Source organism: Comamonas denitrificans (assembly GCF_017368815.1).
Lineage (GTDB): Bacteria > Pseudomonadota > Gammaproteobacteria > Burkholderiales > Burkholderiaceae_C > Comamonas > Comamonas denitrificans.
In genome coordinates this window covers 1-26,146 of record NZ_JAFNME010000024.1, presented here as the reverse complement: position 1 = coordinate 26,146, position 26,146 = coordinate 1, and the positions used below count along the sequence as shown (strand labels likewise).

At 58.3% G+C, this 26,146-nt stretch carries 27 protein-coding genes and 1 pseudogene; 7 read left to right on the top strand and 21 right to left on the bottom strand.

Going from position 1 to position 26,146, the window contains the following annotated elements:
• Window positions 1-16: 16 nt before the first annotated feature.
• Window positions 17-1,513 (top strand): FAD-linked oxidase C-terminal domain-containing protein, encoded by a 1,497-nt coding sequence (locus J1777_RS10895; protein WP_423220543.1) that lies wholly within the window; start codon window positions 17-19, stop codon window positions 1,511-1,513.
• Between the two features lie 91 nt (window positions 1,514-1,604).
• On the opposite strand, the gene J1777_RS10890 is transcribed toward J1777_RS10895, so the two are convergent.
• Window positions 1,605-3,647, bottom strand: coding sequence for a TonB-dependent copper receptor (locus tag J1777_RS10890; protein WP_207575719.1), 2,043 nt, complete (start codon window positions 3,645-3,647; stop codon window positions 1,605-1,607).
• A gap of 170 nt (window positions 3,648-3,817) precedes the next feature.
• Complete coding sequence (locus J1777_RS10885) at window positions 3,818-4,249, bottom strand: hypothetical protein (protein ID WP_207575718.1); 432 nt, start codon at window positions 4,247-4,249, stop codon at window positions 3,818-3,820.
• A 278-nt stretch (window positions 4,250-4,527) separates the two neighbouring features.
• Here J1777_RS10885 and J1777_RS10880 point away from each other — a divergent pair, with 278 nt between their 5' ends.
• From J1777_RS10880 to J1777_RS10855, 6 genes are all read left to right on the top strand, one after another.
• Window positions 4,528-6,684, top strand: a complete 2,157-nt coding sequence (locus J1777_RS10880) for a TonB-dependent receptor domain-containing protein (RefSeq protein WP_207575736.1) — start codon at window positions 4,528-4,530, stop codon at window positions 6,682-6,684.
• Window positions 6,685-7,004: 320 nt separating this feature from the next.
• Complete coding sequence (locus tag J1777_RS10875; RefSeq protein ID WP_207575717.1) at window positions 7,005-8,165, top strand: branched-chain amino acid ABC transporter substrate-binding protein; 1,161 nt, start codon at window positions 7,005-7,007, stop codon at window positions 8,163-8,165.
• A 129-nt stretch (window positions 8,166-8,294) separates the two neighbouring features.
• Window positions 8,295-9,224, top strand: a complete 930-nt coding sequence (locus J1777_RS10870; protein ID WP_207575716.1) for a branched-chain amino acid ABC transporter permease — start codon at window positions 8,295-8,297, stop codon at window positions 9,222-9,224.
• A complete protein-coding gene (locus tag J1777_RS10865; RefSeq protein WP_207575715.1) occupies window positions 9,221-10,315 on the top strand; it encodes an ABC transporter permease subunit in 1,095 nt (364 codons plus the stop codon). The genes J1777_RS10870 and J1777_RS10865 overlap by 4 nt, the downstream gene beginning before the upstream one ends.
• Entirely contained in the window at window positions 10,312-11,184 is an 873-nt protein-coding gene (locus J1777_RS10860; protein ID WP_207575714.1) for an ABC transporter ATP-binding protein, read from the top strand. The genes J1777_RS10865 and J1777_RS10860 overlap by 4 nt, the downstream gene beginning before the upstream one ends.
• Entirely contained in the window at window positions 11,181-11,912 is a 732-nt protein-coding gene (locus J1777_RS10855; RefSeq protein ID WP_207575713.1) for an ABC transporter ATP-binding protein, read from the top strand. The genes J1777_RS10860 and J1777_RS10855 overlap by 4 nt, the downstream gene beginning before the upstream one ends.
• Before the next feature lie 21 nt (window positions 11,913-11,933).
• On the opposite strand, the gene J1777_RS10850 is transcribed toward J1777_RS10855, so the two are convergent.
• The 19 genes and pseudogenes from J1777_RS10850 to J1777_RS10765 all read right to left on the bottom strand — a co-directional run.
• Complete coding sequence (locus J1777_RS10850) at window positions 11,934-12,266, bottom strand: helix-turn-helix domain-containing protein (protein WP_242700503.1); 333 nt, start codon at window positions 12,264-12,266, stop codon at window positions 11,934-11,936.
• 133 nt (window positions 12,267-12,399) lie between these two features.
• Window positions 12,400-12,657 (bottom strand): hypothetical protein, encoded by a 258-nt coding sequence (locus J1777_RS10845; RefSeq protein WP_207575712.1) that lies wholly within the window; start codon window positions 12,655-12,657, stop codon window positions 12,400-12,402.
• Window positions 12,654-13,139, bottom strand: coding sequence for a helix-turn-helix domain-containing protein (locus J1777_RS10840; protein ID WP_207575711.1), 486 nt, complete (start codon window positions 13,137-13,139; stop codon window positions 12,654-12,656). The genes J1777_RS10845 and J1777_RS10840 overlap by 4 nt, the downstream gene beginning before the upstream one ends.
• A gap of 70 nt (window positions 13,140-13,209) precedes the next feature.
• Entirely contained in the window at window positions 13,210-13,980 is a 771-nt protein-coding gene (locus J1777_RS10835) for a HEPN domain-containing protein (protein ID WP_207575710.1), read from the bottom strand.
• Window positions 13,981-13,987: 7 nt separating this feature from the next.
• Window positions 13,988-14,203, bottom strand: a complete 216-nt coding sequence (locus tag J1777_RS10830; RefSeq protein ID WP_207575709.1) for a hypothetical protein — start codon at window positions 14,201-14,203, stop codon at window positions 13,988-13,990.
• A gap of 315 nt (window positions 14,204-14,518) precedes the next feature.
• Window positions 14,519-15,235 carry a hypothetical protein gene (locus tag J1777_RS10825; protein WP_207575708.1) on the bottom strand — a complete coding sequence of 239 codons (717 nt, stop codon included), beginning with the start codon at window positions 15,233-15,235 and terminating at the stop codon, window positions 14,519-14,521.
• Window positions 15,228-16,574, bottom strand: coding sequence for a radical SAM/SPASM domain-containing protein (locus tag J1777_RS10820; protein ID WP_207575707.1), 1,347 nt, complete (start codon window positions 16,572-16,574; stop codon window positions 15,228-15,230). The genes J1777_RS10825 and J1777_RS10820 overlap by 8 nt, the downstream gene beginning before the upstream one ends.
• Window positions 16,575-16,958: 384 nt before the next feature.
• Entirely contained in the window at window positions 16,959-17,882 is a 924-nt protein-coding gene (locus J1777_RS10815) for a helix-turn-helix transcriptional regulator (protein ID WP_207575706.1), read from the bottom strand.
• A 276-nt stretch (window positions 17,883-18,158) separates the two neighbouring features.
• Window positions 18,159-18,497, bottom strand: a complete 339-nt coding sequence (locus J1777_RS14360) for a hypothetical protein (RefSeq protein WP_242700502.1) — start codon at window positions 18,495-18,497, stop codon at window positions 18,159-18,161.
• A 58-nt stretch (window positions 18,498-18,555) separates the two neighbouring features.
• Complete coding sequence (locus J1777_RS10805) at window positions 18,556-19,410, bottom strand: hypothetical protein (protein ID WP_242700501.1); 855 nt, start codon at window positions 19,408-19,410, stop codon at window positions 18,556-18,558.
• 3 nt (window positions 19,411-19,413) lie between these two features.
• Window positions 19,414-19,485, bottom strand: a pseudogene (locus J1777_RS14585) (zinc-ribbon domain-containing protein); the annotation flags it as partial.
• Between the two features lie 17 nt (window positions 19,486-19,502).
• Entirely contained in the window at window positions 19,503-20,042 is a 540-nt protein-coding gene (locus J1777_RS10800; RefSeq protein ID WP_207575704.1) for a hypothetical protein, read from the bottom strand.
• A gap of 186 nt (window positions 20,043-20,228) precedes the next feature.
• The gene (gene asd / locus J1777_RS10795; RefSeq protein WP_207575703.1) at window positions 20,229-21,083 is read right to left on the bottom strand and encodes an archaetidylserine decarboxylase; all 855 of its coding nucleotides are present in this window, start codon (window positions 21,081-21,083) and stop codon (window positions 20,229-20,231) included.
• 78 nt (window positions 21,084-21,161) lie between these two features.
• Window positions 21,162-22,037 (bottom strand): acetyl-CoA carboxylase, carboxyltransferase subunit beta, encoded by an 876-nt coding sequence (gene accD / locus J1777_RS10790; protein WP_207575702.1) that lies wholly within the window; start codon window positions 22,035-22,037, stop codon window positions 21,162-21,164.
• Window positions 22,038-22,105: 68 nt separating this feature from the next.
• Window positions 22,106-22,921: a tryptophan synthase subunit alpha gene (gene trpA / locus J1777_RS10785; RefSeq protein WP_207575701.1), complete on the bottom strand. Its 816-nt coding sequence runs from the start codon at window positions 22,919-22,921 to the stop codon at window positions 22,106-22,108.
• A complete protein-coding gene (trpB, locus tag J1777_RS10780) occupies window positions 22,918-24,186 on the bottom strand; it encodes a tryptophan synthase subunit beta (protein ID WP_207575700.1) in 1,269 nt (422 codons plus the stop codon). The genes trpA and trpB overlap by 4 nt, the downstream gene beginning before the upstream one ends.
• A gap of 12 nt (window positions 24,187-24,198) precedes the next feature.
• On the bottom strand, window positions 24,199-24,891 hold the full coding sequence (locus tag J1777_RS10775) for a phosphoribosylanthranilate isomerase (protein WP_242700500.1): 693 nt from the start codon (window positions 24,889-24,891) through the stop codon (window positions 24,199-24,201).
• Window positions 24,892-24,908: 17 nt separating this feature from the next.
• Entirely contained in the window at window positions 24,909-25,763 is an 855-nt protein-coding gene (gene truA / locus J1777_RS10770; RefSeq protein ID WP_207575698.1) for a tRNA pseudouridine(38-40) synthase TruA, read from the bottom strand.
• Between the two features lie 34 nt (window positions 25,764-25,797).
• Window positions 25,798-26,146: FimV/HubP family polar landmark protein (locus tag J1777_RS10765; protein ID WP_278253535.1), on the bottom strand; the 349-nt coding region annotated here is incomplete at its 5' end.

The window sequence follows — 26,146 nt, the reverse complement described above, 5'->3', positions numbered from 1 at the left end:
CGTCTACAGTCACGCCATGATGACTGCCACCGAAACCCCCACTGCGTCTGAGCGCTTGGCCCGCCAGACCGAAGTGGTGCAGGCCTTGAGCCAGCACCTGCCCGGCCACACCTTGCTGTGGCAAAGCGAAGAGACCACCCCCTACGAATGCGACGGCCTGACCGCCTACCGCCAGCGCCCGCTGGTCGTGGCGCTGCCCGAGACCTATGCCCAGGTGCAAGCCGTGCTGCAGGTGTGCCACCGCCTGCAGGTGCCGGTAGTGGCCCGGGGCGCGGGCACGGGCCTGTCGGGTGGGGCCATGCCGCATGCCATGGGGGTGACGCTGTCGCTGGCCAAATTCAACAAAATTTTGGATGTGAACCCGCTCAGCCGCACCGCACGGGTGCAGTGCGGGGTGCGCAACCTGGCCATCAGCGAGGCGGCTGCGCCCCACGGCCTGTACTACGCGCCCGACCCCAGCAGCCAGATTGCCTGCACCATCGGCGGCAACGTGGCGGAAAACTCCGGCGGCGTGCACTGCCTGAAGTACGGCCTGACCGTGCACAACATCTTGAAAGTTAGCGGTTTTACCGTGGCGGGCGAGCCGATTGAGTTTGGCAGCGAGGCGCTGGATGTGCCCGGCTACGACCTGCTGGCGGTGATGATGGGCAGCGAGGGCATGCTGGCCGTGGTGACCGAGGTGACCGTCAAACTCATTCCCCAGCCCAAACTGGCCCGCTGCATCATGGCCAGCTTTGACGATGTGCGCAAAGCCGGCGATGCCGTGGCCGCCGTCATTGCCCAGGGCATCATTCCCGCCGGGCTGGAAATGATGGACAAGCCCATGACCGCTGCCGTCGAGGACTTTGTCCACGCCGGCTACGACCTGAGCGCCGAGGCCATTTTGCTGTGCGAAAGCGACGGCACGCCCGAAGAGGTGGAAGAAGAAATCGCTCGCATGAGCGACGTGCTGCGCGGCGCGGGGGCCACGGCCATTACCGTGAGCAACAACGAGGAAGAGCGCCTGCGCTTTTGGAGTGGGCGCAAAAACGCCTTTCCGGCCAGTGGCCGCATCAGCGCCGACTACATGTGCATGGATTCGACCATTCCGCGCAAGCGCCTGGCCGACATCTTGCTGGCCATTCAAGCGATGGAAAAAAAATACCAGCTGCGCTGCGTGAACGTGTTCCACGCGGGCGATGGCAACCTGCACCCGCTGATTTTGTTTGATGCCAACAACGCCGATGAGCTGCGCCGCTGCGAGCTGTTTGGCGCGGACATTCTGGAAACCAGCGTGGCCATGGGCGGCACCATCACCGGCGAGCATGGCGTGGGCGTGGAAAAGCTCAACAGCATGTGCGCCCAGTTCACCGCAGAAGAGAACGCGCAGATGTTCGCCCTGAAAGCGGCGTTTGACCCGGCCGGGCTGCTCAACCCCGGCAAGCTCATTCCTACGCTCAACCGCTGTGCCGAGTACGGCAAGATGCTGGTGCGCGGCGGCAAGCTCAGCCACCCGGATTTGCCACGGTTTTAATTGCCCTTTTAATTGCCCTTTTCAAAAAAGAGAGCTGGTAGTGCTTGTTAAATAAGCGCTACCAGCTCTTTTTATGCTGAAAAGCTAGGGCTTAAAACTGCATATCCGCCCGCAGCCACAGGGTGCGTCCGGGCTCATTCACCCGGGTGTTGCCCGGAAAGCCGAAACCGGCATCGCCAGCGCGGTTCAGGTGCTCGGCATAGGCTTTGTCCAGCAGGTTGTCCACCCCGACCGTGACTTTCATATTGCGTTGCACACGGTAGCTGGCGTGCAAGGCCAGGGTGCCAAAGCCGCTGCTGGCGCCAAAGTCGCGGCCGACCACGTTGCCTTGGTTCAGTGCGTAACGGTGCTGCGCAGCCACCAGGCGCCACAGTGCCCCGGCCGTCCATGGGCCCTGGGCGTAGTCCAGGCCCAGGCGCGCTTCCAGCGGCGGCATTTGCGGCAGGGCCGTGCCATCGCTGCTGTTGCGTCCCCAGCTGTAGGCCAGAGTGGCCTGCGCCGTCCAGGCCGGTGCCAGCTTGTAGCTGCCGCCCAGCTCGAAACCGGCGGTGCGGGCATCGACGTTGCGCACCTTGCTGGCCCCGCCCGTGTAGTCGAACAGGATGAAGTCACGCACCATGCCGGCGTAGGCCGAGGTCCAGAACTGCCAGTTCTGCCCCTTCCAGTTGACACCCACATCCAGCTGGGTGGTTTTTTCTGGCTCCAGCGTGGCAAAGGCGTTGCCGGCGGCCGGGGTGCTGTTGCCCGGGGAGATCAGCTCCCAGTAATCGGGAAAGCGCTGCACATGCCCCAGGCCGATGTAGGTGGTGGCCCCGCTGGCCAGGGTGTGCTCCCAGCGGGCAAAGCCGCTGGGCAGGGCGCTTTCCTTGCGCTGCCCCGTCAGGGCTGGATTGCGGTAATCCCAGGTCTCGGCCCGGTCCAGGCGCAGGCCACCCACCCACAGGGTGCTGGGCGCGGCTTGCCAGCGCAGCTCGGTAAACAGGCCCAGGTTGGCAAACTTGGCATCGCGCACCCACGGCTTGTTCAGGTAGCTCATGCCCATGCCGCTGCGCCCTTCGTGCGTGTTGCGCTGCAGGTCCAGGCCGATGTCGGCGGTCAGCGCCGGGGTCGGTTGCAAGGTCGCCGCGATGCGGCCCCCGGTGACGACGCGCTTGACGTTGCTGGCCATGGCCATCTTGCCCGCAGGGGTGGTGCGGCGCTGGAAGTTGTCCATCAAATGGTCGGCCGTGTTGCGATACAACTGGGCTTCGACCTTGGTCAGCCAGGGCGTAAGGTTTTTCTTTTGCAGCCGCAGGCCGACGCTGTCGCGGCGAAACTGCGTGCCGTCCATGCCCCGGGCGGCGTAGCGGGCCCAGCCGTCACCGGCACCGGCGCTCAGCTCTACCAGGGTGTCGGCATCGGGTGTCCAGCCCAGGGCCAGGTCGGCGTTCCATTTGTCCCAGGCCGAGGGGATGGTTTGACCGTTGCCATCCTCATAGTCCTGGCCGTGCGAATGGTTGGCGCTCAGGCGGGCGTAGTACTGGCTGTTGCCTACGGCCAGATCGGCATTTTGGTCGTTGCGCCCGGCGCTGCCGCCCAGAGCGCTGGCGGTGAAATTCACCGGGCCGCTGCTGAAGTCGGGGCGCTCGCGCTCAAAGCGCACCACCCCGGCCGAGGCCCCCGGCCCCCACAGCACGGTTTGCGGGCCTTTGATGAGGGTGAGTACGTCGAACGTCTCGGGCGCAATGTAGGCGCTGGGTGCGTCCATCCGTCCGGGGCAGGCCCCCAGCATTTGGGTGCCATTGGTCAGCAGTGCCAGGCGTGAACCAAACTGCCCGCGAAACACCGGGTCGCCATTGCTGCCGCCATTGCGCACGGCGGCAAAGCCGGGGATGGTTTTGAGGTAATCGGCGGCATCGCTGGCCGGAATGGGCTGGCGCGGGATTTTCGGATCGGTGACCACTTGGACGGCCGAGTGGTCGTGGACGGCGGTGACCAGCACTTCATCCAGCGTATGGGTGGGGGCACTGTCTTGGGCTTGGGCCAGCGGGGCGAACAGGGCGGCGCACGCCAGGGCCAAAGGGGATGCCAACAAGGGCCGAACAGCGCGTGCTGCCGGGACGAAAACGGTTGTGTGTGCCGTAGTTTTTTGCATGACCAAGTCTCTCCACGCTCCAGCCTGCCGCGCTGTACGGGCATTGCGGGGGAGCGTTGTGTGTTGAACAAGAAGGGCCGCTGGCAGTGCGGGTGCAGGGGCGCTGCGAAGGCAGCTGCGTGCCCACCTGCAAGATTTGCCTGCGGCCTGAGCGCGTGAGCGCCCGCGTTTCAACCGTGCAGGAGAGGGGGCCCGCGTGCGGGCAGAGGGGCCTGGGCCAGCCAGCCGTGCAGCGGGGCATCGGGGTTGCCCAGCAGGGGCAGCGCCCCGAGCAGCGGCGGGCGGTACAGGGGCAGGCGCAGCGGCCCGGGTGCCGCCATGGCAATGCACAGCAAACAGGCCGGGGAGTGGGCGCTGGGGGTGCTGGATGGGTCGGCACCGGGGTCTTCCCCCAGCCAGGCGGCCCATTCGTCGGCCTGCGGGGGCATGCCGCAAAACCCCATCTCGGCCATGCTGAAGCTGGCCTGTCCCCCATTGGCCAGCAGGGGCAGCGCCATGCGGGTGGGGGCCGCCGAGGACAGGGCCACCAGCCACAACGCCGCAAACAGCCCCAGTACCCAAGTACGGAGGTGGCGGTGACGGCGGCGCAGGCACTCAAACATGGGCCCGCATTATGGGGAGGGTTTTACCCAGGGTGTGGCAGCCAGGGGGCACAAGCTTGCCGTGGGTCAAAAGAAAGCACGCGTCATAGAAATTTGTTGCAAATAAGAAACATTCTGCATGCTTCGCAAACAAAATAAGAACGATTCGCATTATTTATCGTAATAATCACGCCCTATTGCACGACGGGCCCACAAGAAGCCGGGGGCTTTTGTTGGGTTTTTTCAGATTTTTTCATTTCAAAACCAGCTGTTGGGCTGAGAAAGTTTTTTATATGGCAATGGGAATCTTGCAAGGACAGGGAGGGCGGCCCGCCGCTCAGTGCCAGCGCACCTGGGTGGCCTTGGCTGCTGCACTGGTGTGCGCCTCGGTGGGGGCACAAGAGGCGGCGACGACGGCCACGGCCACCACCTTGTCGGAAGTGGTGGTGTCGGCTGCGGGGTTTGAGCAGGACATCAAAGAAGCGCCCGCTTCCATCACCGTGATTTCACGCGAGCAATTGCAAGAAAAGCGGGTGAGCAATCTGGCGCAAGCGCTGGAAGATGTGGAAGGCGTGGACGTGGGCGCAGGCACCGATAAAACCGGCGGCCCCAACATCAGCATTCGCGGCATGCCCAGCGATTACACGCTGATTTTGATTGATGGTCGCCGCCAAAACTCGGCCGGCAATGTGGCCCCGAACGACTTTGGTGGCACGCAGACCAGCTTTATTCCCCCGGTGTCGGCCATCGAGCGCATTGAAGTGATTCGCGGCCCCATGTCCACCCTGTACGGCTCGGATGCCATGGGCGGGGTGATCAACATCATCACCCGCAAAGTGGGCAAGACCTGGGGCGGCTCCATCACCGTGGATGGCAGCTTGCAAGAAGAATCGGCCTTTGGCGACACCTACGGCGGCAAGTTCTACCTGAGCGGCCCGATTAAGCAAGACCTGCTGGGCCTGGCCCTGCGCGGCAGCACGGCGCACCGTGAGGCCGCAGACATCACCTATGTGAACAATGGAGGTGGTTTGGTGGTGCCTACCATGGGCTCCAACCCGGTGAAATCCAAAATCAACACCTTTGGTGCCCGCCTGTCGCTCACGCCCAACCGCCAGCACGACATCATTTTGGACGTGGAGACAGGCCGCCAGACCTACGACAACGCACGCGGCCAGCTGGGCACACTGGGCACCGGCGGCTACGCCCCGGAGCAAAAGTACACGCGTGACCAGTGGAGCCTGGCGCACACCGGGCGCTACAGCTTTGGTGTGTGGGACACCAGCTACATGCAGAGCACCACCGAAACCATTGGCCGCTTGATTCCCCCCGGCGTGCCTGGGGCCGGCACCCCGCGCACACTGGAAACCACCAGCAAGGTGCTGGATACCAAGCTGGTCATGCCCTGGGGCAACCACCTGACCACCCTCGGCGGCCAGTATTGGCAGGCCCAGATGCAAGATGGCGTGGCGCCGGTGCAATTTGACTTTACGCAAAAAGCCCTGTTTGCCGAAGACGAATGGAGCCTGGCCGACACCTTCAAACTCACCCTGGGCGCACGCTATGACCGCCACAGCGCCTTTGGCAGCAAAGTCAGCCCCCGGGTGTACGGGGTGTGGAGCCTGGCACCGCAGTGGACGGTGAAGGGCGGCGTGAGCAATGGCTACAAAACCCCGCGTGTGGAGCAACTCACGCCGGGCATCAACGGCTTTGGCCGCCAAGGGCAGTTGCCGCTGATCGGTAGCCCGGGCCTGAAGCCTGAAACCAGCCGCAGCACCGAGCTGGGCGTTCACTTTGACGATGCGCAGCACAGCGGTTTTGCCGGGGGCGTGACCCTGTTCAACAACAAATTCAAGGACAAGATCGCCACGGGCGAGCCGGTGGCCAACTGCTCCTGGGCCGCCAGCCCCAACCAGCCCGGTTGCGTGGACGTGGGCAACTGGCCTGGGATTGCGGAATTTGGCCAGTCGATCAACATCGACAGCGCCGTCACGCGCGGTGTGGAGCTCAATGGCCGCTATGCCTTCAACAAGCAGTGGAGCACCAGCGCCAACTACACCTACACCAAGAGCGAGCAAAAAAGCGGTGCCAGCGCCGGCCTGCCCTTGACCGACACGCCCAAGCACGCCGTGAACCTGCGCGTCGATTGGAAACCCAGCGCCCAATGGAGCGCCTGGGCCCGTGCGGAATACCGCAGCGAACGCTACCGTGGCAACCCGGCCACCGATGCAGCCACCCAGGCATTGGGCAACTACAAGGCCTATGCCCAGTTCCACATTGGCGGCAGCTACCGGGTAACGCCTAAATTTGTGCTGAACGGGGCTATCTACAACCTGTTCAACAAAAACTTTGTGGATTACGCCGCCTACCAAAACGGCGCTACCGTTGCCTACAGCAACCGCTACCGCAATCCACAGGAAGGCCGCCGCCTGTGGGTGTCGGGCACCTACGAGTTCTAAGCGGCTGCCAGTCCACTGATTTTTCTTGCAAACTCCTTCCCGCGCACGCCTTCCCGGCTGGCGCGGGTTTTTTTATGCCTTCCTAAAATAAGAGCTGTTTGCGCTTGCAGTTATTGATTTTTTTATTAAAAACACAATAAAACATTGAAATATCAAGCGGCTATAGCTATTACTTAAATGGTAAAACCATGGCTGCTGTAGGGTTGCACCTTTGGTTTTTAGGGTTGTGCCTGTTTTGCAAAAACCAGGAAAACCCTAGTGTTTCATTCGGTTGCACCTCCCTACAATCGCGCATCTTTTCAACCAAGGAGCAACGCAGCATGACCCCTTCTTCCGCTTTCAAGATCAAGACTCTGGCCGTCAGCGCCGCGCTGGCCTGTGCGGGCCTGGTGGGCACCGCCCAGGCCGAAACCACCGTGCGCTTAGGGTTTGCTGCGCCGCTGACCGGCCCCCAGGCCCACTACGGTGAAGACATGCGCAACGGCCTGACCCTGGCGCTGGAAGAGGCCAACGCCAAGGGCATCAAGCTCGATGGCGATACGGCCAAGTTTGTGCTGGTCTCCAAGGACGACCAGGCCGACCCGCGCACCGCCGTGCAGGTGGCGCAGCAGATTGCCGACGCCAAGGTCCATGGCATGCTGGGGCACTTCAACTCGGGCACCACCATTCCCGCCTCGCGCGTGTACAACGATGCGGGCATCCCCCAAATCGCCATGGCCACCTCGCCGGAGTACACCTTGCAAGGCTATGACACCACCTTCCGCATGATGACCAGCGACACCCAGCAGGGCGCGGCCGTGGGGGTGTTCATTGTGAAAGACTTGAAAGCCAAGAAAGTGGCCGTGATTGACGACCGCACCGCCTACGGCCAGGGCCTGACCGACCAGGTGATTGCCGCCGTGAAACGCGCCGGTGGCGAGATTGTGGCGCGCGAGTACACCACCGACAAAGCGACCGACTTCACCGCCATCCTGACCAGCATCAAGGCCAAGGGCGCTGAGGCGATTTTCTTTGGCGGCCTGGATGCGCAGTCCGGCCCCATGCGCCGCCAGATGCAGACCCTGGGCATTACCCAGCCGCTGGTGTCGGGCGAGATGACGCGCAGCGACACCTTCTTGAAACTGGCCGGTGAAGCGGCCAACGGCACCTACGCCTCGCTGGCCGGTGTGCCACTGAAAACCATGGCCCAGGGCGAGCAGTTTGCCGCCGCCTACAAAGCCCGTTTCAAGGTCGATCCCGGCGTGTATGCCCCCTACGCTTATGACGGCGCGTGGAACATGATCGCTGCCATGGAGCAGGCCGGTTCGGCCAAGGCGGACAAATACCTGCCCAAGCTGGCCAACCTCAAGCGCAGCGGTGCCACCAGTGCCCACATCGCCTACGACAAAAACGGTGATTTGAACGAAGTGGCCGTAACCATCTACACCGTGAAAGGTGGCAAGTGGGAAGAGGTGAAAACCATCGTCGATTCGGCCAAGTAATTCCCCTTGACATTTGCCTGCGGTGCTGACGCTGCCGCAGGTTCTTCGGGCTGGGGGTGGGTGTGCTGTTGTGGCTCTCACCCCCAGCCTGTTTCCCTTGGCCTGACCCCGCCGTGCGGCGCGACTGTCATGGATATTTTTCTCCAACAAATTATTAATGGCCTGACCGCCGGCAGCGTGTACGCGCTGGTGGCGCTGGGCTACACCATGGTGTACGGCATCATCGGGCTGATCAACTTTGCCCACGGCGACGTGGTGATGGTGGGTGCGATGGTGGCCACCAGCATCGTGCTGGCGCTGGTGGGCCACTACGGCGATGTGTCGGCCATTGTGGCCATTGGCGCAGCGCTGGTGGTGTCGATTCCCGTGTGCATGGCGCTGGGCTGGACGGCCGAGCGCATCGCCTACCGTCCCCTGCGCCGTGCGCCCCGGCTGGCGGCGCTGATTACGGCCATTGGCGTGTCCATCATCATTCAGAACGTGGCCATGATGTTCTGGGGCCGCAACTACTTGAACTTTCCCCAGCTGGCGCAGCCCAGCGTGTTCCAGCTGGGCGATGCCCGCCTGAGCCTGCTGCAGATTGTGATCATGCTGGGCTCGGCGCTGATCATGGCCGCCTTGCTGCTGCTGGTTCACAAAACCCGCCTGGGCATGGCCATGCGCGCCACAGCGCAAAACCGCGAAGTGGCCGGGCTGATGGGGGTGAACATCAACACCGTGATTTCGGCAGCGTTTTTGATTGGCTCGGCCCTGGCCGCGGTGGCCGGGGTGATGATTACCAGCTACTACGGCGTGGCCCAGTACACCATGGGCTTCATGCTGGGCCTGAAAGCCTTTACCGCTGCCGTGCTGGGCGGCATTGGCAACCTGGGCGGTGCCATGCTGGGCGGCTTGCTGCTGGGGCTGATCGAGGCGCTGGGCTCGGGCTATGTCGGCAACCTGACCAATGGCGTGTTTGGCAGCCATTACCAAGACGTGTTTAGCTTCATCGTGCTGGTGGTGGTGTTGATTTTTCGCCCCTCGGGCCTGCTGGGTGAACGTTCGGGAGACCGCGCATGAAGCACACACTTTCCACTTCCCAAGACCGCACACCGGCCAAAGTTTGGCTGGGGGCCTTTGCCATTGGCGCGGTGCTGTTGGTGCTGCCCTTTTTGCTGGGGGCCACGGCCGGGCAGGGCTGGATTCGCATCCTGAACTTTGCCCTGCTGTACGTGATGCTGGCTCTGGGGCTGAACATTGTGGTTGGCTTTGCCGGGCTGCTGGATTTGGGTTACATCGCCTTTTATGCCGTGGGGGCCTATGCCTGGGCGCTGCTGGCTTCGCCGCATTTTGATCTGCACCTGCCGTTTTGGATGGTGCTGCCCATCGGTGTGGCGCTGGCGGCGGCGGCGGGGATTGCGCTGGGCTTTCCGGTGCTCAAGCTGCGCGGCGATTACCTGGCGATTGTGACGCTGGGCTTTGGCGAGATCATCCGCATCTTCATGAACAACCTGGATGCGCCGGTGAACATCACCAACGGCCCCCAGGGCATCAATCGGGTCGATACCTTCAAAATCGGTGAATGGGCGCTGGGCCGCCCTGAGACGATTTTGGGCTTTCGCATCACCGGCCCAGAAAAGTACTACTACCTGCTGCTGGCGCTGGTCATCCTCATCATCTTTGTCTGCATTCGCCTGCAAAACTCGCGCGTGGGCCGCGCCTGGGAAGCCGTGCGCGAGGACGAAGTGGCCGCCAAGGCCATGGGCATCAACACCCGCAGCATCAAGCTGATGGCCTTTGGCATGGGGGCCAGCTTTGGCGGCGTGGCGGGGTGTTTGTTTGCCTCGATGCAAGGCTTTGTCAGCCCCGAAAGCTTTGGCCTGACCGAATCCATCGCCATCCTGTGCATGGTGGTGCTGGGCGGCATGGGCCATGTGCCGGGCGTGGTGGCCGGGGCCATCTTGCTCTCGATCTTTCCGGAGGTGCTGCGCAGCATCGTCGTGCCGCTGCAAGAAACGCTGTTTGGCGAAGTGGTGATTGACCCCGACGGCATCCGCATGCTGCTGTTTGGCGTGGCCATGGTGGCCATCATGATCTTCCGGCCCGAGGGGCTGTGGCCCTCGCAAGTGCGCAAGCGCGAACTCAACCGTGGTAAGGAGCAGCCCGCATGAGCGCCCCCGCATCCTCCCTCCAAACCGGCGAGCCGCTGTTGGTGGCCCAGGGCCTGAGCAAGCGCTTTGGCGGCCTGCAGGCTTTGAAAGACGTGAGCTTTGAGATCCGCAAAGGCGAAATCTTCGGCCTGATCGGCCCCAACGGTGCGGGCAAAACCACGCTGTTCAACGTCATGACCGCGCTGTACATCCCCGAATCGGGCAGCTGCAACTTTCAGGGCGTGGAGCTGACCCGGCTCAAACCCCACCAGATTGCCGATAAAGGCCTGGCGCGAACATTTCAAAACATTCGCCTGTTCTCCGCGCTGACGGCGCTGGAGAACGTCATGATCGGCCAGCACCTGCGCACCAAGGCGGGCCTGTGGGGCGCGGTGGTGCGCAACAAAGCCACCCGCGACGAAGAGGCCCGCGTGCAAGCGCGGGCGCTGGAGCTGCTTGACTACGTGGGCATCGGCCATGTGGCCAACGAGGTGGCCTCGTCCCTGTCTTATGGTGACCAGCGCCGCCTGGAAATTGCCCGCGCCCTGGCCACCAGCCCGGCCCTGCTGGCGCTGGACGAACCGGCCGCTGGCATGAACCCGTCCGAGACGGTGGTGCTGCGCGCCCTGATTGAAAAAATCCGCGCCGACGGCATCACCGTGCTGCTGATTGAGCATGACATGAAACTGGTCATGAACATGTGCGACCGCGTGCTGGTGCTTGAATACGGCCAGGTGCTGTCCTATGGTCTGCCTCAAGAAGTGCAGCGTGACCCGCGCGTGATTGAAGCATATTTAGGTAAAGGAGCTGCGCAAGACCTTGCACAGCAAGCGGATAGTGCTCCTAATAATTTGTCCAATCCTTCTGCAGCAGAAAGCGCCCAACCATGAGCCATCCCACCGCTTCTACGCCCTTGCTGGACATCCGCAACATGGACGTGGCCTATGGCGGCATCCGCGCCGTGCGCCAGCTCAACCTGCACGTCCACCCCGGCGAGCGGGTGGCGCTGATCGGGGCCAACGGTGCCGGCAAAAGCACCACGCTGCGGGCCATCTGCGGCCTGGTGCCCCTGGCCGCTGGCAGCATCGACTACCAGGGCCGCAGCCTGGCGGGCCAACCCGTACACGCCATGGTGCGCCAGGGCCTGGTCATGGTGCCCGAGGGGCGCGGCATTTTCCCGCAGCTGACCATTGAAGAAAACCTGCACATGGGCGCGTACAGCCGCCAAGACAAAATCAACTTTGCCCAAGAGCTGCAACAGGTGTACCAGCGCTTTCCGCGCCTGGCCGAGCGCCGCCTGCAAACGGCGGGCACCTTGTCCGGCGGCGAACAGCAACTGCTGGCCATGGGCCGGGCGATTTTGTCCAAGCCCAAACTGCTGCTGCTGGACGAGCCCACCATGGGCCTGGCCCCCATCATGGTGGACAAAATCTTTGAAGTCATCGAAGACATCGCCCAGCAAGGCGTGACGATCTTGCTCATCGAGCAAAACGCCCGCCTCGCCCTGGAAGTGAGCCAGCGCGGCTACGTGCTCGAATCGGGCGAACTCACCCTGCAAGGCCCCGCCCGCGACCTGCTGCACGACCCCAAAGTGCGCGCGGCGTATTTGGGGGAGTAGGGGGGTGCGCTGAACACGCTCTTACAACACCGCCAGAGCCATTTCGGGTGCTTTGTCCAGAATCCGCAGCAACGCCTTGGCCGCCCCGGTGGGGGCGGGCTTGCCTTGCTCCCAATTGCGAATGGTGTCCAGCGAAACGTGGATGCGGGCAGAGAACTCCGCCTGGCTCAACCCCAGGCGCTTGCGCACCCGTTGCGCAAAAAGGGCGGCATCCTGCCTTGACTGGGCCTCGTCCTCGGCAATATGCCGAGCGATGTCCGCCTCTGTCGTGGCATCCACACGGGCTATATCCACGCGCCCCGCAGGTACCGTTGCGGGACGGGGCAAATCAATCTTGTGGCGTACTGTTTTCATGGCGCTGAATCTCCCGTTGATTGGCCTTGCGGGCCGAGATGATGCGAATCACATCGCTGCGTAGCGTGCATTCGTAGTTCTTTGGCCCACTTTTTAAGAATATTCAGTTCTCGGTGCCCACGGATACGTTCTGTCAGCGTCGCCCCCCGTCTGGCACCACCGGATAAAACGTCCGCCCCTCAAAGCGCGCGGGGTGGTTCATCATCACGCCCGGCATGGCGGGCAACACCCGCGCCCAGGCTGAACCACAGCGCAGCATGGTCACGCCAGGCAAAAGAGCACGCGCTGCTGTGTCAAACAGTTCGCTCGCGCGAGTCCTTCTGTGCAGAAAACCAAGCCGCTGTGGCCCGTGCAGCCCTTCCCAGTCCGCATAGACGGCAATCTTGCTCATGATTCGGCGCTCCCCTTGCGTTGGGGCTTTTTGAGCAACGCACTCAGAGCCGATGTGCTTTTTGCGTCATCCAAAGCGCGTCCCGCGCTGGAGCTGTCCGCCATCCCCATATCTACGGGCGGTAGATTGCGCGGCACGCTCTTCACCTGGGTGTCACCCGTTTGCCGGGCTAATACAGGGGGTGTTGTTGCGTTTTTTCTCAGCCGTGCATCTTGGAGCTGGCGTCCAAGCTCGTCCTCAGTGGCTAGCTTGGCCAGATCATTTGCCAGCCCAAGTACCTGCATGACAGAAAGGTAGGCCCCCATTGTTACGCCGGCCCCACCGGCCTCCAACGAGCGCAGTGTCATGGCAGACATGCCTGCACGCTCGGCAACCTGCTTGGCTGTCAGCTTTCTGCGCAGCCGCGCAAGCTTGAGCCGCTCCCCAAACTCGACAAGGAGCTTGTTGGTGGTCGGCAGCAGAGGAGCGGTTTTTTTGGCCATAGTGCTAATATTTTGTCATTTTTTACTTTTAAAAGTAAAAATATTAGCATTTAAGGTGACAAAGGCGGCCTCAGCGGTCTGCGGCAGTGCTTTTGAAAGGGGGTGATTGCAGGGGGCTGCGTTTGGTGGGAGAGGGTGCGTCTGGCACCACCGGATAAAACGGCCGGCCCTCAAAGCGCGCGGGGTGGTTCATCATCACGCCCAGCATGGCGGGCAACACCCGCGCCAGCAGCGCCCGGCCATCGCGTACCTGGGCGCGGTTCACGGTGCTGTTCCACGTCGCGCCGCCGTGCATCAGCTGGTTGCGCAGCGTGTACAGGCGCACAAACACCTCGTACAGCACCCGCTCGGTATCCTCCTGCGCCAACGCCCGATGCACGCGCTGGCGCGCCTCATCAAACGCCTCGCGCCAATGGTCGGGAATGCTGCCATCGCTGCGCGGGTTGCTGTGCGCATCCCAAAACGGCTGAAACACATATTGATTGTTCAGCAGCACGCGGATTGGGCCGGGGAACACTTGCCACACCAGCTTGGCCAGTGCCTTGTCGCCATCCAGCGCACACAAATCGGCCATGAAGTTGCGAAACGTCTGCCGCTCAGAGGCCGCCGTACCGCCACCTTCACCCAAATCCTGTGCATAAGCCGCATTGAAGCCAATCCACAGGCAGATAAAGGCCACATCGTCATCTTCCCCTGCCGCCTCAGCCCGCTTAAGCCAGCTCAAGGCACGGTGTATGCGCAGGGTGAAAGGCGTGCGCTGCTGGGCAATTTGGGCTTGGTGGCGGGCGCTGAGGGTGGCCAGCGTAGGGGTGGGGGCAATTGGGGTGGCTTTGGTGTTCATGGTCAGTTCAGCGTTTGAGCCATTGGGTCAATACGTCCAGCGCCTGCCCCACACCCGCTGCCCAGCCATCCGCCGCTTGGGAATCCAGCGGTGCGTGCCCACACTTGGGGCAGCTATGAAAGGTGTCGTGGCCCGGCATCAGTACATCGCTTCGCGGGGCGACGGTCTTACTCCAGTGGCAGGCAGGGCAGTGGTATTGGCGTGGGGGTGGGGGGATGGGCATGGTTTAGTCCATTATGAAATTACATTGTCAAAAAAGTATTTAGTGATTTCGGTGGAGCCATTGGAATAAAAAAATTGCACTACCTATATCTCTGTAACGTTTTTATTTTTATAAGTAAGCGAACGGAGTCGATGTGGAGTTTTTTACTTCTTTCAAGAGGTGATTGCACGATTGTTTCGTATGATTAATTAGTGCACTCGAAGCCTAATACCTAATAAATCAATTTACTACAAAGCAGTTGGTAATGCGATTGATTAAGCAGTGCATATTTATTTTTATTTCAGGGGATAGTATTGGTGTGTACTATGCCTTGAATTAATTTTCATTGAAAATTATTTTTCCATTATTTAGTTTTGTATAAAAATGCCCAGAATTTATATCTCCATTTTTTGGGGCATTAATTGTTTTTAGATTATTTCCATAATATTCAATCAGTCCATTGAATTCGGGATTTTTATTTACTGTCAAACTTCCATTAGAGGAGGTAATTTTTATATTTTTGTTTCCTGGATTGAATATAGTCATACCTTTAATATTCCCGGAATTTATTTCAATAGATCTTGAGATTAGTTTCCCATGTTGGAAGTTAAGATTTCCAGATTTAATTTTTATTGATTCTGTATGAATTTCTCCGAATGTTACAGAAAGATTTTTTGATATTATTAATATTTCTTTTTCATTTTTTTTATTTAATAAAATTTCTAATACAATATTATTTTTTTTCTCCTCTACAAAATTTTTGTATTCAATAGCATCTGATATAAAAGAACTGATGCTGGATAATACGCCCTGTTTTTTTTCTATGGAAGAATTAAACTTATCAAAGTGTTTTTGACCTTCCAACTCTACTTCTGATACGTTGATTTCTATTAGGTCTGAGGTTATTTTTCTAGAGAAGTTGTCTTTTTTGTAATTGATTAAATTTATATGATCGGAGTTGTCTGGGGAAGGACTTATTTTTAGTGAAAAATCGCCATTTAATACTATGGTTATTTGGTTTGACAGGTTGATTGATTGGGAAAATTTAGGCATTTGATACTCTTTCGTAAAATTTGACTAATTTAAATGTAGTACTGTCTATTTGGTTTTTAAATGGAGGGCATTTTTTTTCATTAAGTTTTATATTGATTAACGGACAAGAATTTCCGGTGCATGTTTTATTTGCAAAGCAATCTCCGCAAGATTCATTTGAATAGTCTTTTGTCCATAAATGAAAATTTTCATTTATTGATAAACTTCCATCTTCTAGAATTTTTCCGACATTATTAATTGGGTCGTCGAGAGCTACAGTGCATTTGTAAATATAAAAATCAGGGTTTATGATAAAGCTATTTTCATTTCCTGCATAGCAGGCATATCCTTTATTTTTTGTCAGCATAATAGGATCTGCCAATAAGTAACCTTGGTTGAAAAAGGCTTTCTCTAAGATTTCTGTGACCTCGTTCGCGCTAGATTTATCACAATATGTACTTTGTGCTTTTGAATTATCCTTCAAGTTTGCGCTGAGATAATCGCCTATAGGCTTTGGAAAAATAAGAAATCTATGGTCATCTGGTGGTATGATATTTTTTATATCTTTGATGAAAGTTGAGAGATTTTCTTTTTGTATCGTTTCTTTGTTTGAATTTATTCTAACAACGCAATTTATATCTGAATGGCAGGATTGTTGAATATTTTTTAATGCATTGCATACAGACTCATAAGAGTTAAGATTTTTGCTATTTGAAATTCTTAGTTTATTGTGTAAATTCCGGGCTCCATCAATAGTTATTTGGAAAGATTTTACGCCAGATTTGTGGAGTTTTTCTAAATTTTGTTTTGATAGTAATGTGCCGTTTGTAGTAATGCCGGCATGATATTTTATTTTATTTTTAGTGAGCTTTTTGGAGAAATCCTCAATGAATTTCATGTTTAGCATCGGTTCACCGCCAAAATACTCAATATTTACTAGTTCTGAGCCTTGTTTTTTTATAAATGAAATTAACCTGTCTGAGTCAGAGTCATTCATTCGTTTCTTGTAGTTATGATTTTCGTAGCAATAAACACAATTTAAGTTGCAAGCTTCTCCTGCGGGAAGAATGATTAGATGTAGTTCTTGTTGGCTAATTTTTTTCTTTGGCGTGAAATTTTCTTCTTTTTTCTCAGATTCTAGTTGTAAGAATGAGCTCTCAATTAGCCAGTCTATATCTGATAAATACTCTTCCGAGTAAAAATTTTCTCTCTGAATTATTTTTTGCTCGCTTAGAGTGTTTGCTGGATGATTTTCATCATAAATAATTACTGATTTATTGTTTTTCCAATTAAACAAAAACAATTGATTTTTTGTTTTTGTTTTTGTTACCCAGTATGGTATTTTATATATTGATGTCATATTATTTGTATTAAAAGAGAGGAGGACTCTCTTTTAATAAATTTATTTAATTTTGTTTAACCGCTGCAGCTAGTGAAATTTGAATTGCAGAAGAAATCAATGGAAGATGGAGTTGATTGTTTTAGAAAGGTAATTTTTTTCATGAGCATGGTATGTTAACGTTGCAAACAAAATCAATCAAAGAGAATTGATGACTATTTTGGAAACTTATTCTTTTCATATTTGTAAACTTATTTACCAGCAAAATAAATTGCAATTTGTGTCACCAGTAGGTAAAAATTTTTCTGGATTTTTGATGTAGATTTTTTTCATTAATTAACCCCTGTTTAATTTGTTTGAAAATTATATCTTTTATAAAAGATAATTTAATTAATTTTAAAGTCTTTATATTTTTAATAAATTAATTCCCTCCTTAAGATCTTGAATCAATCGCTTTCTCCAATCTGTTGGCTGAATAATCCGCACATGCGGTAGCCAATAGCGTACCACGGGTAGTAGCTGGTTGATGTGGTTGATCTGGGTGGTGACCAGCAAAGAGCCATCGCTGTCTTGGCGGTGTTGCTGTTGGGGCAGCAGCTGGCGGCGGGCGAAGTAGTGGGCGATGTCGGGGGCGATGCGCAGTAGCACTTCGGTGGTTTGTTCGGTAAACCACACGTCGTCTTTGTTGGCGATGTAGTCCAGGTGCGTGCGTTTGGGGGTGAAGGGGGCGCTGCTGTCCACCTGCAGTTGTTCGATGAGTGCGACGCTGAAGTTTTTCAGGCGGCCTGCTTCTTCGGCGGCCAGGTACCAGACACCGTTTTTGTGGATCAGGCGGTAGGGGTGGGCGTGGCGCGGTTTGGTTTTGTAGGTGAAGTGGCAGGTGTGCTGCTGCTCGATGGCCGCTTGCAGCGCCGCGAAGGTGCGGGTGCCTCCGCCCAGGTCTTCGTGCGGTACGGGCTGCACGTGGGTGGCGCGGTGCGGTTCGGGGGTGTTGAGCTGGCCCAGCAGGTAGGGCAGGCTGGCATCGGGGAATAGGCGCTCGGTGCCGGCCATGCGGGCGTAGCCGTGCAGGTGTCGCGCCGGGATGGTGCTGCGGGCGGTCAGGGTCAGTTGCCATTGACCTTGGGCGTTGCGCTCGGCGATGCCGTGCAGGCGCTGGTGCAGGTCGCGCTCGATGGTGCGGATGGTGGTGCCAAATTCAGCCGCCAGCTGGTGTTTGTCGATGTGCTCGCCCTGGTGCAGACGGGCAATGATGCGCGACAGACGTTGTGCGAGTTTTTCGCTTTTGGTATCGGCAGTCGTTGCAGTGACAAGGGCGTGGTTGGGCATGGTCAGGGTCCGTCCATAACAAGGGGCCGCAGTGTGGCGTACTGTAAAAATGGGGTGCGACAGGGTGTGCCGCATGCTGAGTAATTTTTCCGCCTTGATGTAAATATTTGTTAGATGCATTCTGCCGCACTTATTGCGGTGTTTTGCGATACCAGCGGCTGCATGCCTATGCCAGGAGTTAGCGCAAAAAAAGAAGCTTGTGGCGCTTGTGTTTAATGGATTTATTGGCTTTAAACCATAAAAAGCTATTAAAAATAAGCGCTATAAGCTCTTGTTTTAAACACCTAGGCTGATGAGCAAGGCCAGGCCGCCCAGTACCAATCCCGCAATAGACAGGCCCCGGCCTTTTTTCTGCTGGTAGGTGCCAATGGCCCCCAGGATGATGGCGATGCCGGCGAACAGCAGGGTGCCCACGTATTCATCTGGGTCGATCAGTGCGGAGTCGGCCAAACCGATGGCCGCCAGCAGCGCCAGGATGCCCACGATCAGCGCCGGTACGGGCAGCCAGAGCGTGCCGGGGGGCTCGGCCGACGGTAGGTTTTGGGGCGCACCGCAGTGCGGGCAGGTGGGGGCAGTTTCGTGCAGCGCGGTGCCGCAGCCTCGGCAAAAACTCATGGTGGGGCTTTCTGAATTTTGGGGGATGACCGGATGATCGGATGATCGGATGATCAGATTACTGAACTTCGCCGTTGTAGAAAATGCTGGCATTGCCTTCTTTTTTGACCATCAGCGTGTTGCCTTCGGAAAAAGTTTCTACGTTTTCTGAGCAGCCGTCGATTTCGTGCTTGTCAGAGATGCGGTTGGCGGCTGTATCTACCTGAAAGGCGTAAGTGGTGGCGGGGCAGGAGTTTCCATTCTCTCCGGTAGATATGATGAAAATATAGTTTTCGCCAAATTGGTAAGTTTTTTCAAATGCCAGATAACCGATCATGTCAGTATCTTCAAATAAATAATCCAGAAGATTGGTATTCTTGTAGATGATTTTTTTGGGGTAGCTGGATATTTTGAACAGATGCCCGTCATCATTCTCAGAGAGAAAAACAGGCTCATATTTCTGCGCACTGGCCGAGTGCGTTAGGGGTTCATCGAATGCCTGCGCAAATGGGGTGCTTGCTGGGGCACTGGCTGCAGTGGGTGCTGGGGGTGGGATGTCTTGCGCTTGGGAGGTGTGGGTGGATGGGGCATGTTCTTCGTACATTGCGATGCCGATGCCGGCGAGCAGGCCGATGACCAGCAGGGCACCTACGATGATGAAGGCCCAGCGGTTCCATTGTTTTTGCACGCGCTGGAAGTGTTCGATGCTGTCCCATTCTTTGTTTTGCCAGGCCCATTCCCGGCCTTTGATGCCCAGGATGATGGCCATGATCAGACCAACGTAGGGAATGAGGGCGAGCAGGCCAATCCAGGTTTTGTTGCCAATGGCCCAGACCCAACTGAGCAGAAACGCCCCCCAAGACCAGCCACGAATGCCGTCTGGTACGGCTTTTTTCCCAGGCACAGCAAGAGGGGGGATGACGGCAGTTTGCATGGTGCCGCAGTGGGGGCAATGCCGGTCGGTGGCGGCAATCTGTTGGCCGCAGTGGGTGCAAAAGAGGTGCGACATTTTGAATCTCCGTTCGATTAAATGCTGAAAATAGCGGCAGTTACCAAAGTGCCGATCCAGAGGTAAAAATACACCGGGCCGTCTTGCAGGTGTTTGCTTCTTTTAAAGATATACACCGGCACCAGCCAAGCTGCCCCAATGGGTTGGGTGTTAATGCTGTGGTTTCTTAAATGTTTTTCATCCAGCGTACACAGTCCAATATTCAATAAGAGCGTGACCCAGAAAAAATATCCATTACCCACAGCGGCATTGGCGGCGTAACTGCTGCTGTAAAAAATATGGGCAATAGCGTATTCAAGCACCATGCCAATGAGCGGCGCAAAGGCCAATATCCAAATAAATTTATTCAGAGGGCCGAAAGCATGCGGGGCCGCTTTGTTCACGGGTGTGCATGGTTGGGCCGCATGGGGTTCGTTATTCGCTGGCTTTGGGGCGGCATTGGAAAAGGGCGTTTTTTTCGCCAGGGGTGGCAAAGCTTGCTGCGCGAGCCGATGTACCAGGCAGGATGGGTCGTGTTCAGGGTAGGGTTTGCCGCATTGAGAGCAAAAAGAGGACATGGGCTTCTTTCCGTTGTTGGCTTGGGGGGTGGGCTTGGCGCTGAGCGCCGGGCCGTGCAAGCCAATGTAAGCAGCCGCAGCGACACGTTGTGTCGAGAGCCTGTCCAAGGCATAAAAAGTGCCGCCGCAGCGTGGGCTGGGCGGCACTTGGGGTTGGAAATCTGCGCGTGCGCTGCAGCAGGGGCGCTAGCCCTGCTGCGCCATGGCTTCGCCCAGGCGCACGGGGCGGGTGGCCTGCCAGTCGGCAGTGAAGTGCAAATCGCCTTGGGGCATGAGCAGTACGACGGTGGAGCCCAGCAGAAAGCGGCCCATTTCATCGCCACGGTGGAGGTGGATGTTTTGCGCCTGGTAATCCCAGTCGCGCAAGGTGCCGGGGCGCGGGGGATTGACCACGCCGTGCCAGACGGTGGCCATGCTGCCGACGATAGTGGCACCGACCAGCACCAGCACAAAGGGGCCAAATTCGCCCTCAAACACGCAGACTACGCGCTCGTTGCGGGCGAACAGGCCGGGAACGCCCCGGGCGGTGGTGGGATTGACCGAAAACAGCTCACCGGGCACGTAAATCATGCGCAGCAGCCGCCCGGCGCAGGGCATGTGGATGCGGTGGTAGTCGCGCGGGCTTAAGTAGATGGTGGCAAAGTGCCCGTGGGCAAATTGCGCGGCCAGGGCGGCATTGCCGCCGACCAGGGCCTGGGTGCTGTAGTGGTGGCCTTTGGCCTGAAAAATCTGGTCGCCCGCAGCGCCGGTGATGCGGCCCAGCTGGCTGATGGCGCCATCGACGGGGCAGACCCAGTCTGCATCGGCCAGGGGGCGCACGCCGGGGCGCAGGGGCCGGGTGAAGAATTGGTTGAAGCTTTTGTAGGCGGCGGGGTCGGCCTCCAGCGCTTCGCTCATATTGACCTTGTAGCGCTGGATGAACCAGCGGATGACGGCGGTGGTGGCGCTGCCGCCTTCCAGGCCGGCGAGTTTGCCCATGAGTTGGGTAAGTGCCTGTTTGGGCAGCAGGTATTGGGGCAAAACAGCAAGGCGGTCGGACATAGGCGGGCAGCGGTGTGAAAAATATAAAAAAACGCCCGCAAAGCTAGGCCTGGCGGGCGCTGGTAGCTATGAAAATAATCAGATGATGGCGTCAGCGGGCAGGCGCTGCAGCATGGCCAGGCTGCTGGCGATGCGCTCGCGTAGTTCGCGGCGATCGACGATCATGTCCACGGCGCCTTTTTCTTGCAGGAATTCAGCACGCTGAAAGCCTTCGGGCAGTTTGACGCGCACGGTGGTTTCAATCACGCGCGGGCCGGCAAAGCCGATCAGGGCGTTGGGTTCGGCCATGACGATGTCGCCCACAAAGGCAAAACCGGCCGAGACACCGCCCATGGTGGGGTCGGTAAGCACGCTGATGTAGGGCAGGCCTTTTTGTGCCAGGCGCGTGAGTGCAGCGTTGGTTTTGGCCATTTGCATGAGCGAGAGCAGGCCTTCTTGCATGCGTGCGCCGCCGGTGGCGGTAAAGCAGATGAAGGGGACTTTTTGCTCGATGGCGGTTTCCACGCCCCGGCAAAAGCGCTCGCCCACCACGGAGCCCATGGAGCCGCCCATGAAGTCGAACTCAAAGCACGCGGCGACCAGCTCGATGCCTTTGACGGTGCCACCCATGACGACCAGGGCATCGGTTTCGCCGGTGTTTTCCAGCGCTTCTTTGAGGCGCTCGGGGTATTTGCGGCTGTCTTTGAATTTGAGGGCATCGACGGGGATGACTTCTTGGCCGATTTCGTAGCGGCCTTCGCCGTCCATGAAGTGGTTCAGGCGATCGCGGGCGTTGATGCGGTGGTGGTGACTGCAGGTGGGGCAGACGTTCTGATTTTTTTGCAAATCGGTTTTGTACAGCACCGCTTCGCAGCAGGGACATTTCACCCACAGGCCTTCAGGAATTTGCTGGTGGCGTTCCTTGGGTTCGGTTGCTTGGGCCTTGGTGGGCAGCAGCTTTTCAAGCCAGGACATGGCTCCTCCTTCAATCTAGCGAGAGTGGCCAGCGCCCAGAACAGTTCTGGTGCTGGCCAAGGGCGGCATTATGCGTCCATTGCTTTGCGGATGCCACGCAGAAAGTCGATCGCCAGGGGGATGACTTTTTCGTGCGGCTGGTCTTCCAGCAGCTGGATGATGCGGCTGCCAATGATGACCGCATCGGCCATTTGGGCCACGGTGTGGGCAGTTTGGCCATCGCGGATGCCAAAGCCCACGCCCACAGGGATGTGGACGTGTTGTTGGATGCGCGCCAGCATGCGGGCGACATCGTCGGTATCCAGCGCGGCCGAGCCGGTCACGCCTTTGAGCGAGACGTAGTAAACGTAACCGCTGGCGATTTGGGCAATTTCCTGGATGCGTGCGTCGCTGCTGGTGGGTGCCAGCAGAAAGATCATGTCCATGCCGTGGGCTTTGAGGGCGGCGGCAAAGTCTTGGCATTCTTCGGGCGGGTAATCGACCACCAGCATGCCATCCAGGCCGGCAGCTGCGGCATCGCGCACAAAGGCCCCCTCGCCATGCTGCAGGTCGTAGCGCTCGACGGGGTTGGCGTAGCCCATCAGCACCACGGGGGTGTGCTGGTTTTTCTGACGGAACTCGCGCACGTAGCCCAGCACTTTGGCCAGATTCACGCCGTTGGCAATGGCGCGTTCTCCCGCTTTTTGGATGACGGGGCCATCGGCCATGGGGTCGGAGAAGGGCACGCCCAGCTCGATGATGTCCACGCCTGCCTCGACCATGCCGTGCATCAACCCCGGGGTGATGGCGGCAAAGGGGTAGCCGGCGGTGACAAACGGGATCAGCGCCTGGCGGCCTTCGCTGCGCAGTTTGTCGAATGTTGCAGTGATGCGGCGGTTGCTCATAGTTTGTCGCTTCCTTTGACCTTCAGTCCCCGCATGGAGGGGCGGTCGTAAAAATCTTCGCCCGAGAAGTCGGCCACGGTGCCAATGTCTTTGTCACCCCGGCCCGAGAGATTGACCAGGATGGATTGATCGGGGCGCATCGTTTGGGCCAGTTGGATGGCATAGGCCACGGCGTGGCTCGATTCCAGCGCGGGGATGATGCCTTCGGTGCGGCACAGGCGGTGGAAGGCGGCCAGCGCGTCGCTGTCGGTGCAGCCCACGTACTGGGCGCGGCCCAGCTCTTGCAGCCAGGCGTGCTCGGGGCCGACACCGGGGTAATCCAGGCCGGCGCTGATGCTGTGCGTTTCGGTGATCTGGCCGTCTTGGTCTTGCAGGATCAGCGTGCGGTTGCCGTGCAGCACCCCGCGCGTGCCTTTTTGCAGCGAGGCGGCGTGCTTGTCGGTATCCAGCCCCTCGCCCGCCGCTTCTACGCCAATCAGGCGGGTTTTTTCCAGGGGGATGTAGGGGTGGAAGATGCCCATGGCGTTGCTGCCGCCGCCCACGCAGGCGACCACGGCATCGGGCTGTTCGCCCGCCAGCTGCAGGCTGCGCAGCAGCTCGGGCATTTGCGTCAGGCACTCTTCGCCAATTACGCGCTGAAAGTCGCGCACCATGGCTGGGTAGGGGGCAGGGCCCGCCACGGTGCCGATGATGTAGAAGGTGTTGTCCACATTCGCCACCCAGTCGCGCATGGCTTCGTTGAGCGCGTCTTTCAGGGTTTTGCTGCCCGATTCGACGGGTACCACGGTGGCGCCCAGCAGCTTCATGCGAAAGACGTTGGGGCTTTGGCGCTTCACATCTTCAGCACCCATGTACACGATGCATTCCAGCCCGTAGCGCGCGCAGATGGTGGCCGTGGCCACGCCGTGCTGGCCAGCGCCGGTTTCGGCAATGATGCGCGGCTTGCCCATGCGCCGTGCCAGCATGGCCTGGCCGATGACGTTGTTGATCTTGTGCGCGCCGGTGTGGTTGAGGTCTTCGCGCTTCAAGAAGATTTGTGCGCCGCCGATTTCTTCGCTCAGGCGTTGGGCGTGGTACACGGGGGAGGGGCGGCCGACAAAATGCGCCAGCTCGCGCTGGTATTCGGCCTGAAATTCGGGATCGTTCTGGTAACGGGCCCAGGCATCGCGCAGCTCTTGGAGGGCAAAGGTCAGGGTTTCGCTGGCAAAGCTGCCGCCGTAGGGGCCAAAGTGGCCGGCAGCGTCGGGGTAGTGGTAGTTAAACATGCGATCAGTACTCTAAAGGGGGACATCGGCCGCCCGTACGGCGGCGATAAATTGCTTCATTTTGGCGGCATCTTTGATGCCTTTAAGAGGGCTGCCATTGGGCGCGGAGGCTTCCACGCCGGAGCTGACATCAACGGCCAGCGAGCGGCAGCGCGGGCGCAGCAAGCGCACGCCATCGGTCACGTTTGCAGGTGTGAGTCCACCAGATAAAACGAGGTGAGCAGCGACGTTTGGTGGTAGCAGTGACCAATTGAAAGCGTGCCCGCCGCCGCCGTAGCCCTCTACGTGGGCATCGAGCAAGATGGCTTGGGCTTGAGAGTAACGAGATGCGTATTCTACGAGGTCAAACGCACGGGCGTTGGGGCCCAGCGGAATGCGGGCGGCGCGCAGATAGGGGATTCTTCCAAAATCGCTAGCTGCCCAGCATTGCTCAGGGGACTCATCGCCATGGAATTGTGCTGTAGCGCCCGGCACCAAAGCGCAAGCAGCTATAACATCTAAAGGGCTTGCATTGACAAACAGCAATACCGGCGTGACAAAGGGCGGCAAGCGCCGTGCCAATTGGGCGGCCCGCAGGGCGGTGACGGCACGTGGGCTGGGCGCGTAGAGCACAAAACCCAGGGCATCGACCCCGGCGGCGACGGCGGCATCGACATCTTCCTCGCGCGTCAGTCCACAAATTTTGATACGGGTGCGGGGTGGCATGGGCTCAGAACCATTCTTCATAAGGGGCTGCCCGGCAACCAGGCAAAAGCGGGGGTGCTGCTGGGCAGATTCCAATGCGCGTCGTACACCGGGCCGAGGAAGTACAGCCCATCGGGGCTGAAGGTGGGGGCGGCCGCATCGCGTGAGCGGGCCTGCAGCACCTGCTGCATCCAAGCCGCCGGTTGCTTGCCTTGGCCGATGTAGATCAGGCAGCCCATGATGTTGCGGATCATGTGGTGCAAAAAAGCGCTGCCCTCAAATTCAAACCGCCAGTAACCGCAGGGCATGGCGTGGTCTTCGCGCATTGCCGCGTGGCCGGCTGGGGTGAAGGAGATGTCAATGCGGTGCAGGGTTTTGATGGGGGTTTTGGCCTGGCACCCCGAGGCCCGAAAGGAGGAGAAATCATGCTCCCCCAGCAGGGCTTGCGCCGCTTGCTGCATGGCGTGCGCCTGCAGTGGCAAAAAGACCCAGCCAACGCGTTCGGCCTCAATGCTGGGGCGCACGGGCGATTGCAGCAGCACATAGGCATAGCGGCGGGCCGTTGCATGGGCGCGGCAGTGAAAGCTGGGGCGGCCGTCGGCGCTGTTGGGCATTTCGCGGGCCCAGTGTACGGCAATGTCACGGGGTAAAAAGGCATTGGTGCCGCGCACCCAGGAGTTGGGCGAGCGCTGCAATCGGGTGTCGAAATGCACCACCTGCATCAGGCCGTGAACCCCAGCATCGGTGCGGCCCGCACAGGTTGTGCTGATTTTTTCAGCAGCAAAGCGGCCCAGGGCCGCTTCGAGTTGGTCTTGTACGGTGTTGCCGCTGGGCTGGCTTTGCCAGCCCTGGTAGCGGCTGCCGTTGTAGCTGACCCCTAAGGCGATGCGCATAGTAGGCCTTGCAGAGCAGGGAGAAGGGTAGTCATTATTCAAGCTCGTTGAGCATTTTTTGGGCCCGGGTTTTCAAGGTGCCTTGGGCCTCACTCAGCACTTCTTCGATGAGGGTGCGCGCGCCTTCAGAGTCGCCAATCATGGAGAACTCTTGGGCCAGATCGAGTTTGGTGTTGAGGGGGTCGTTGCTGTCGGTGGTCTCGGCCTCGGTCGATGGGCTGGAGGGCAGGTCCAGATCCAAGCCATCCAGGCCAAAGTCTGCGGCAAAGTCTGGCAGGGCATCGGTCACCGCTGGGGGCGCAGTGGCCGCCTCTGCGGTGGGCAAGTCCAGAGCGCCCAAGCCGAAATCATCATCCGGTGGGGTGGTGGCCGGGGCGGCGGGG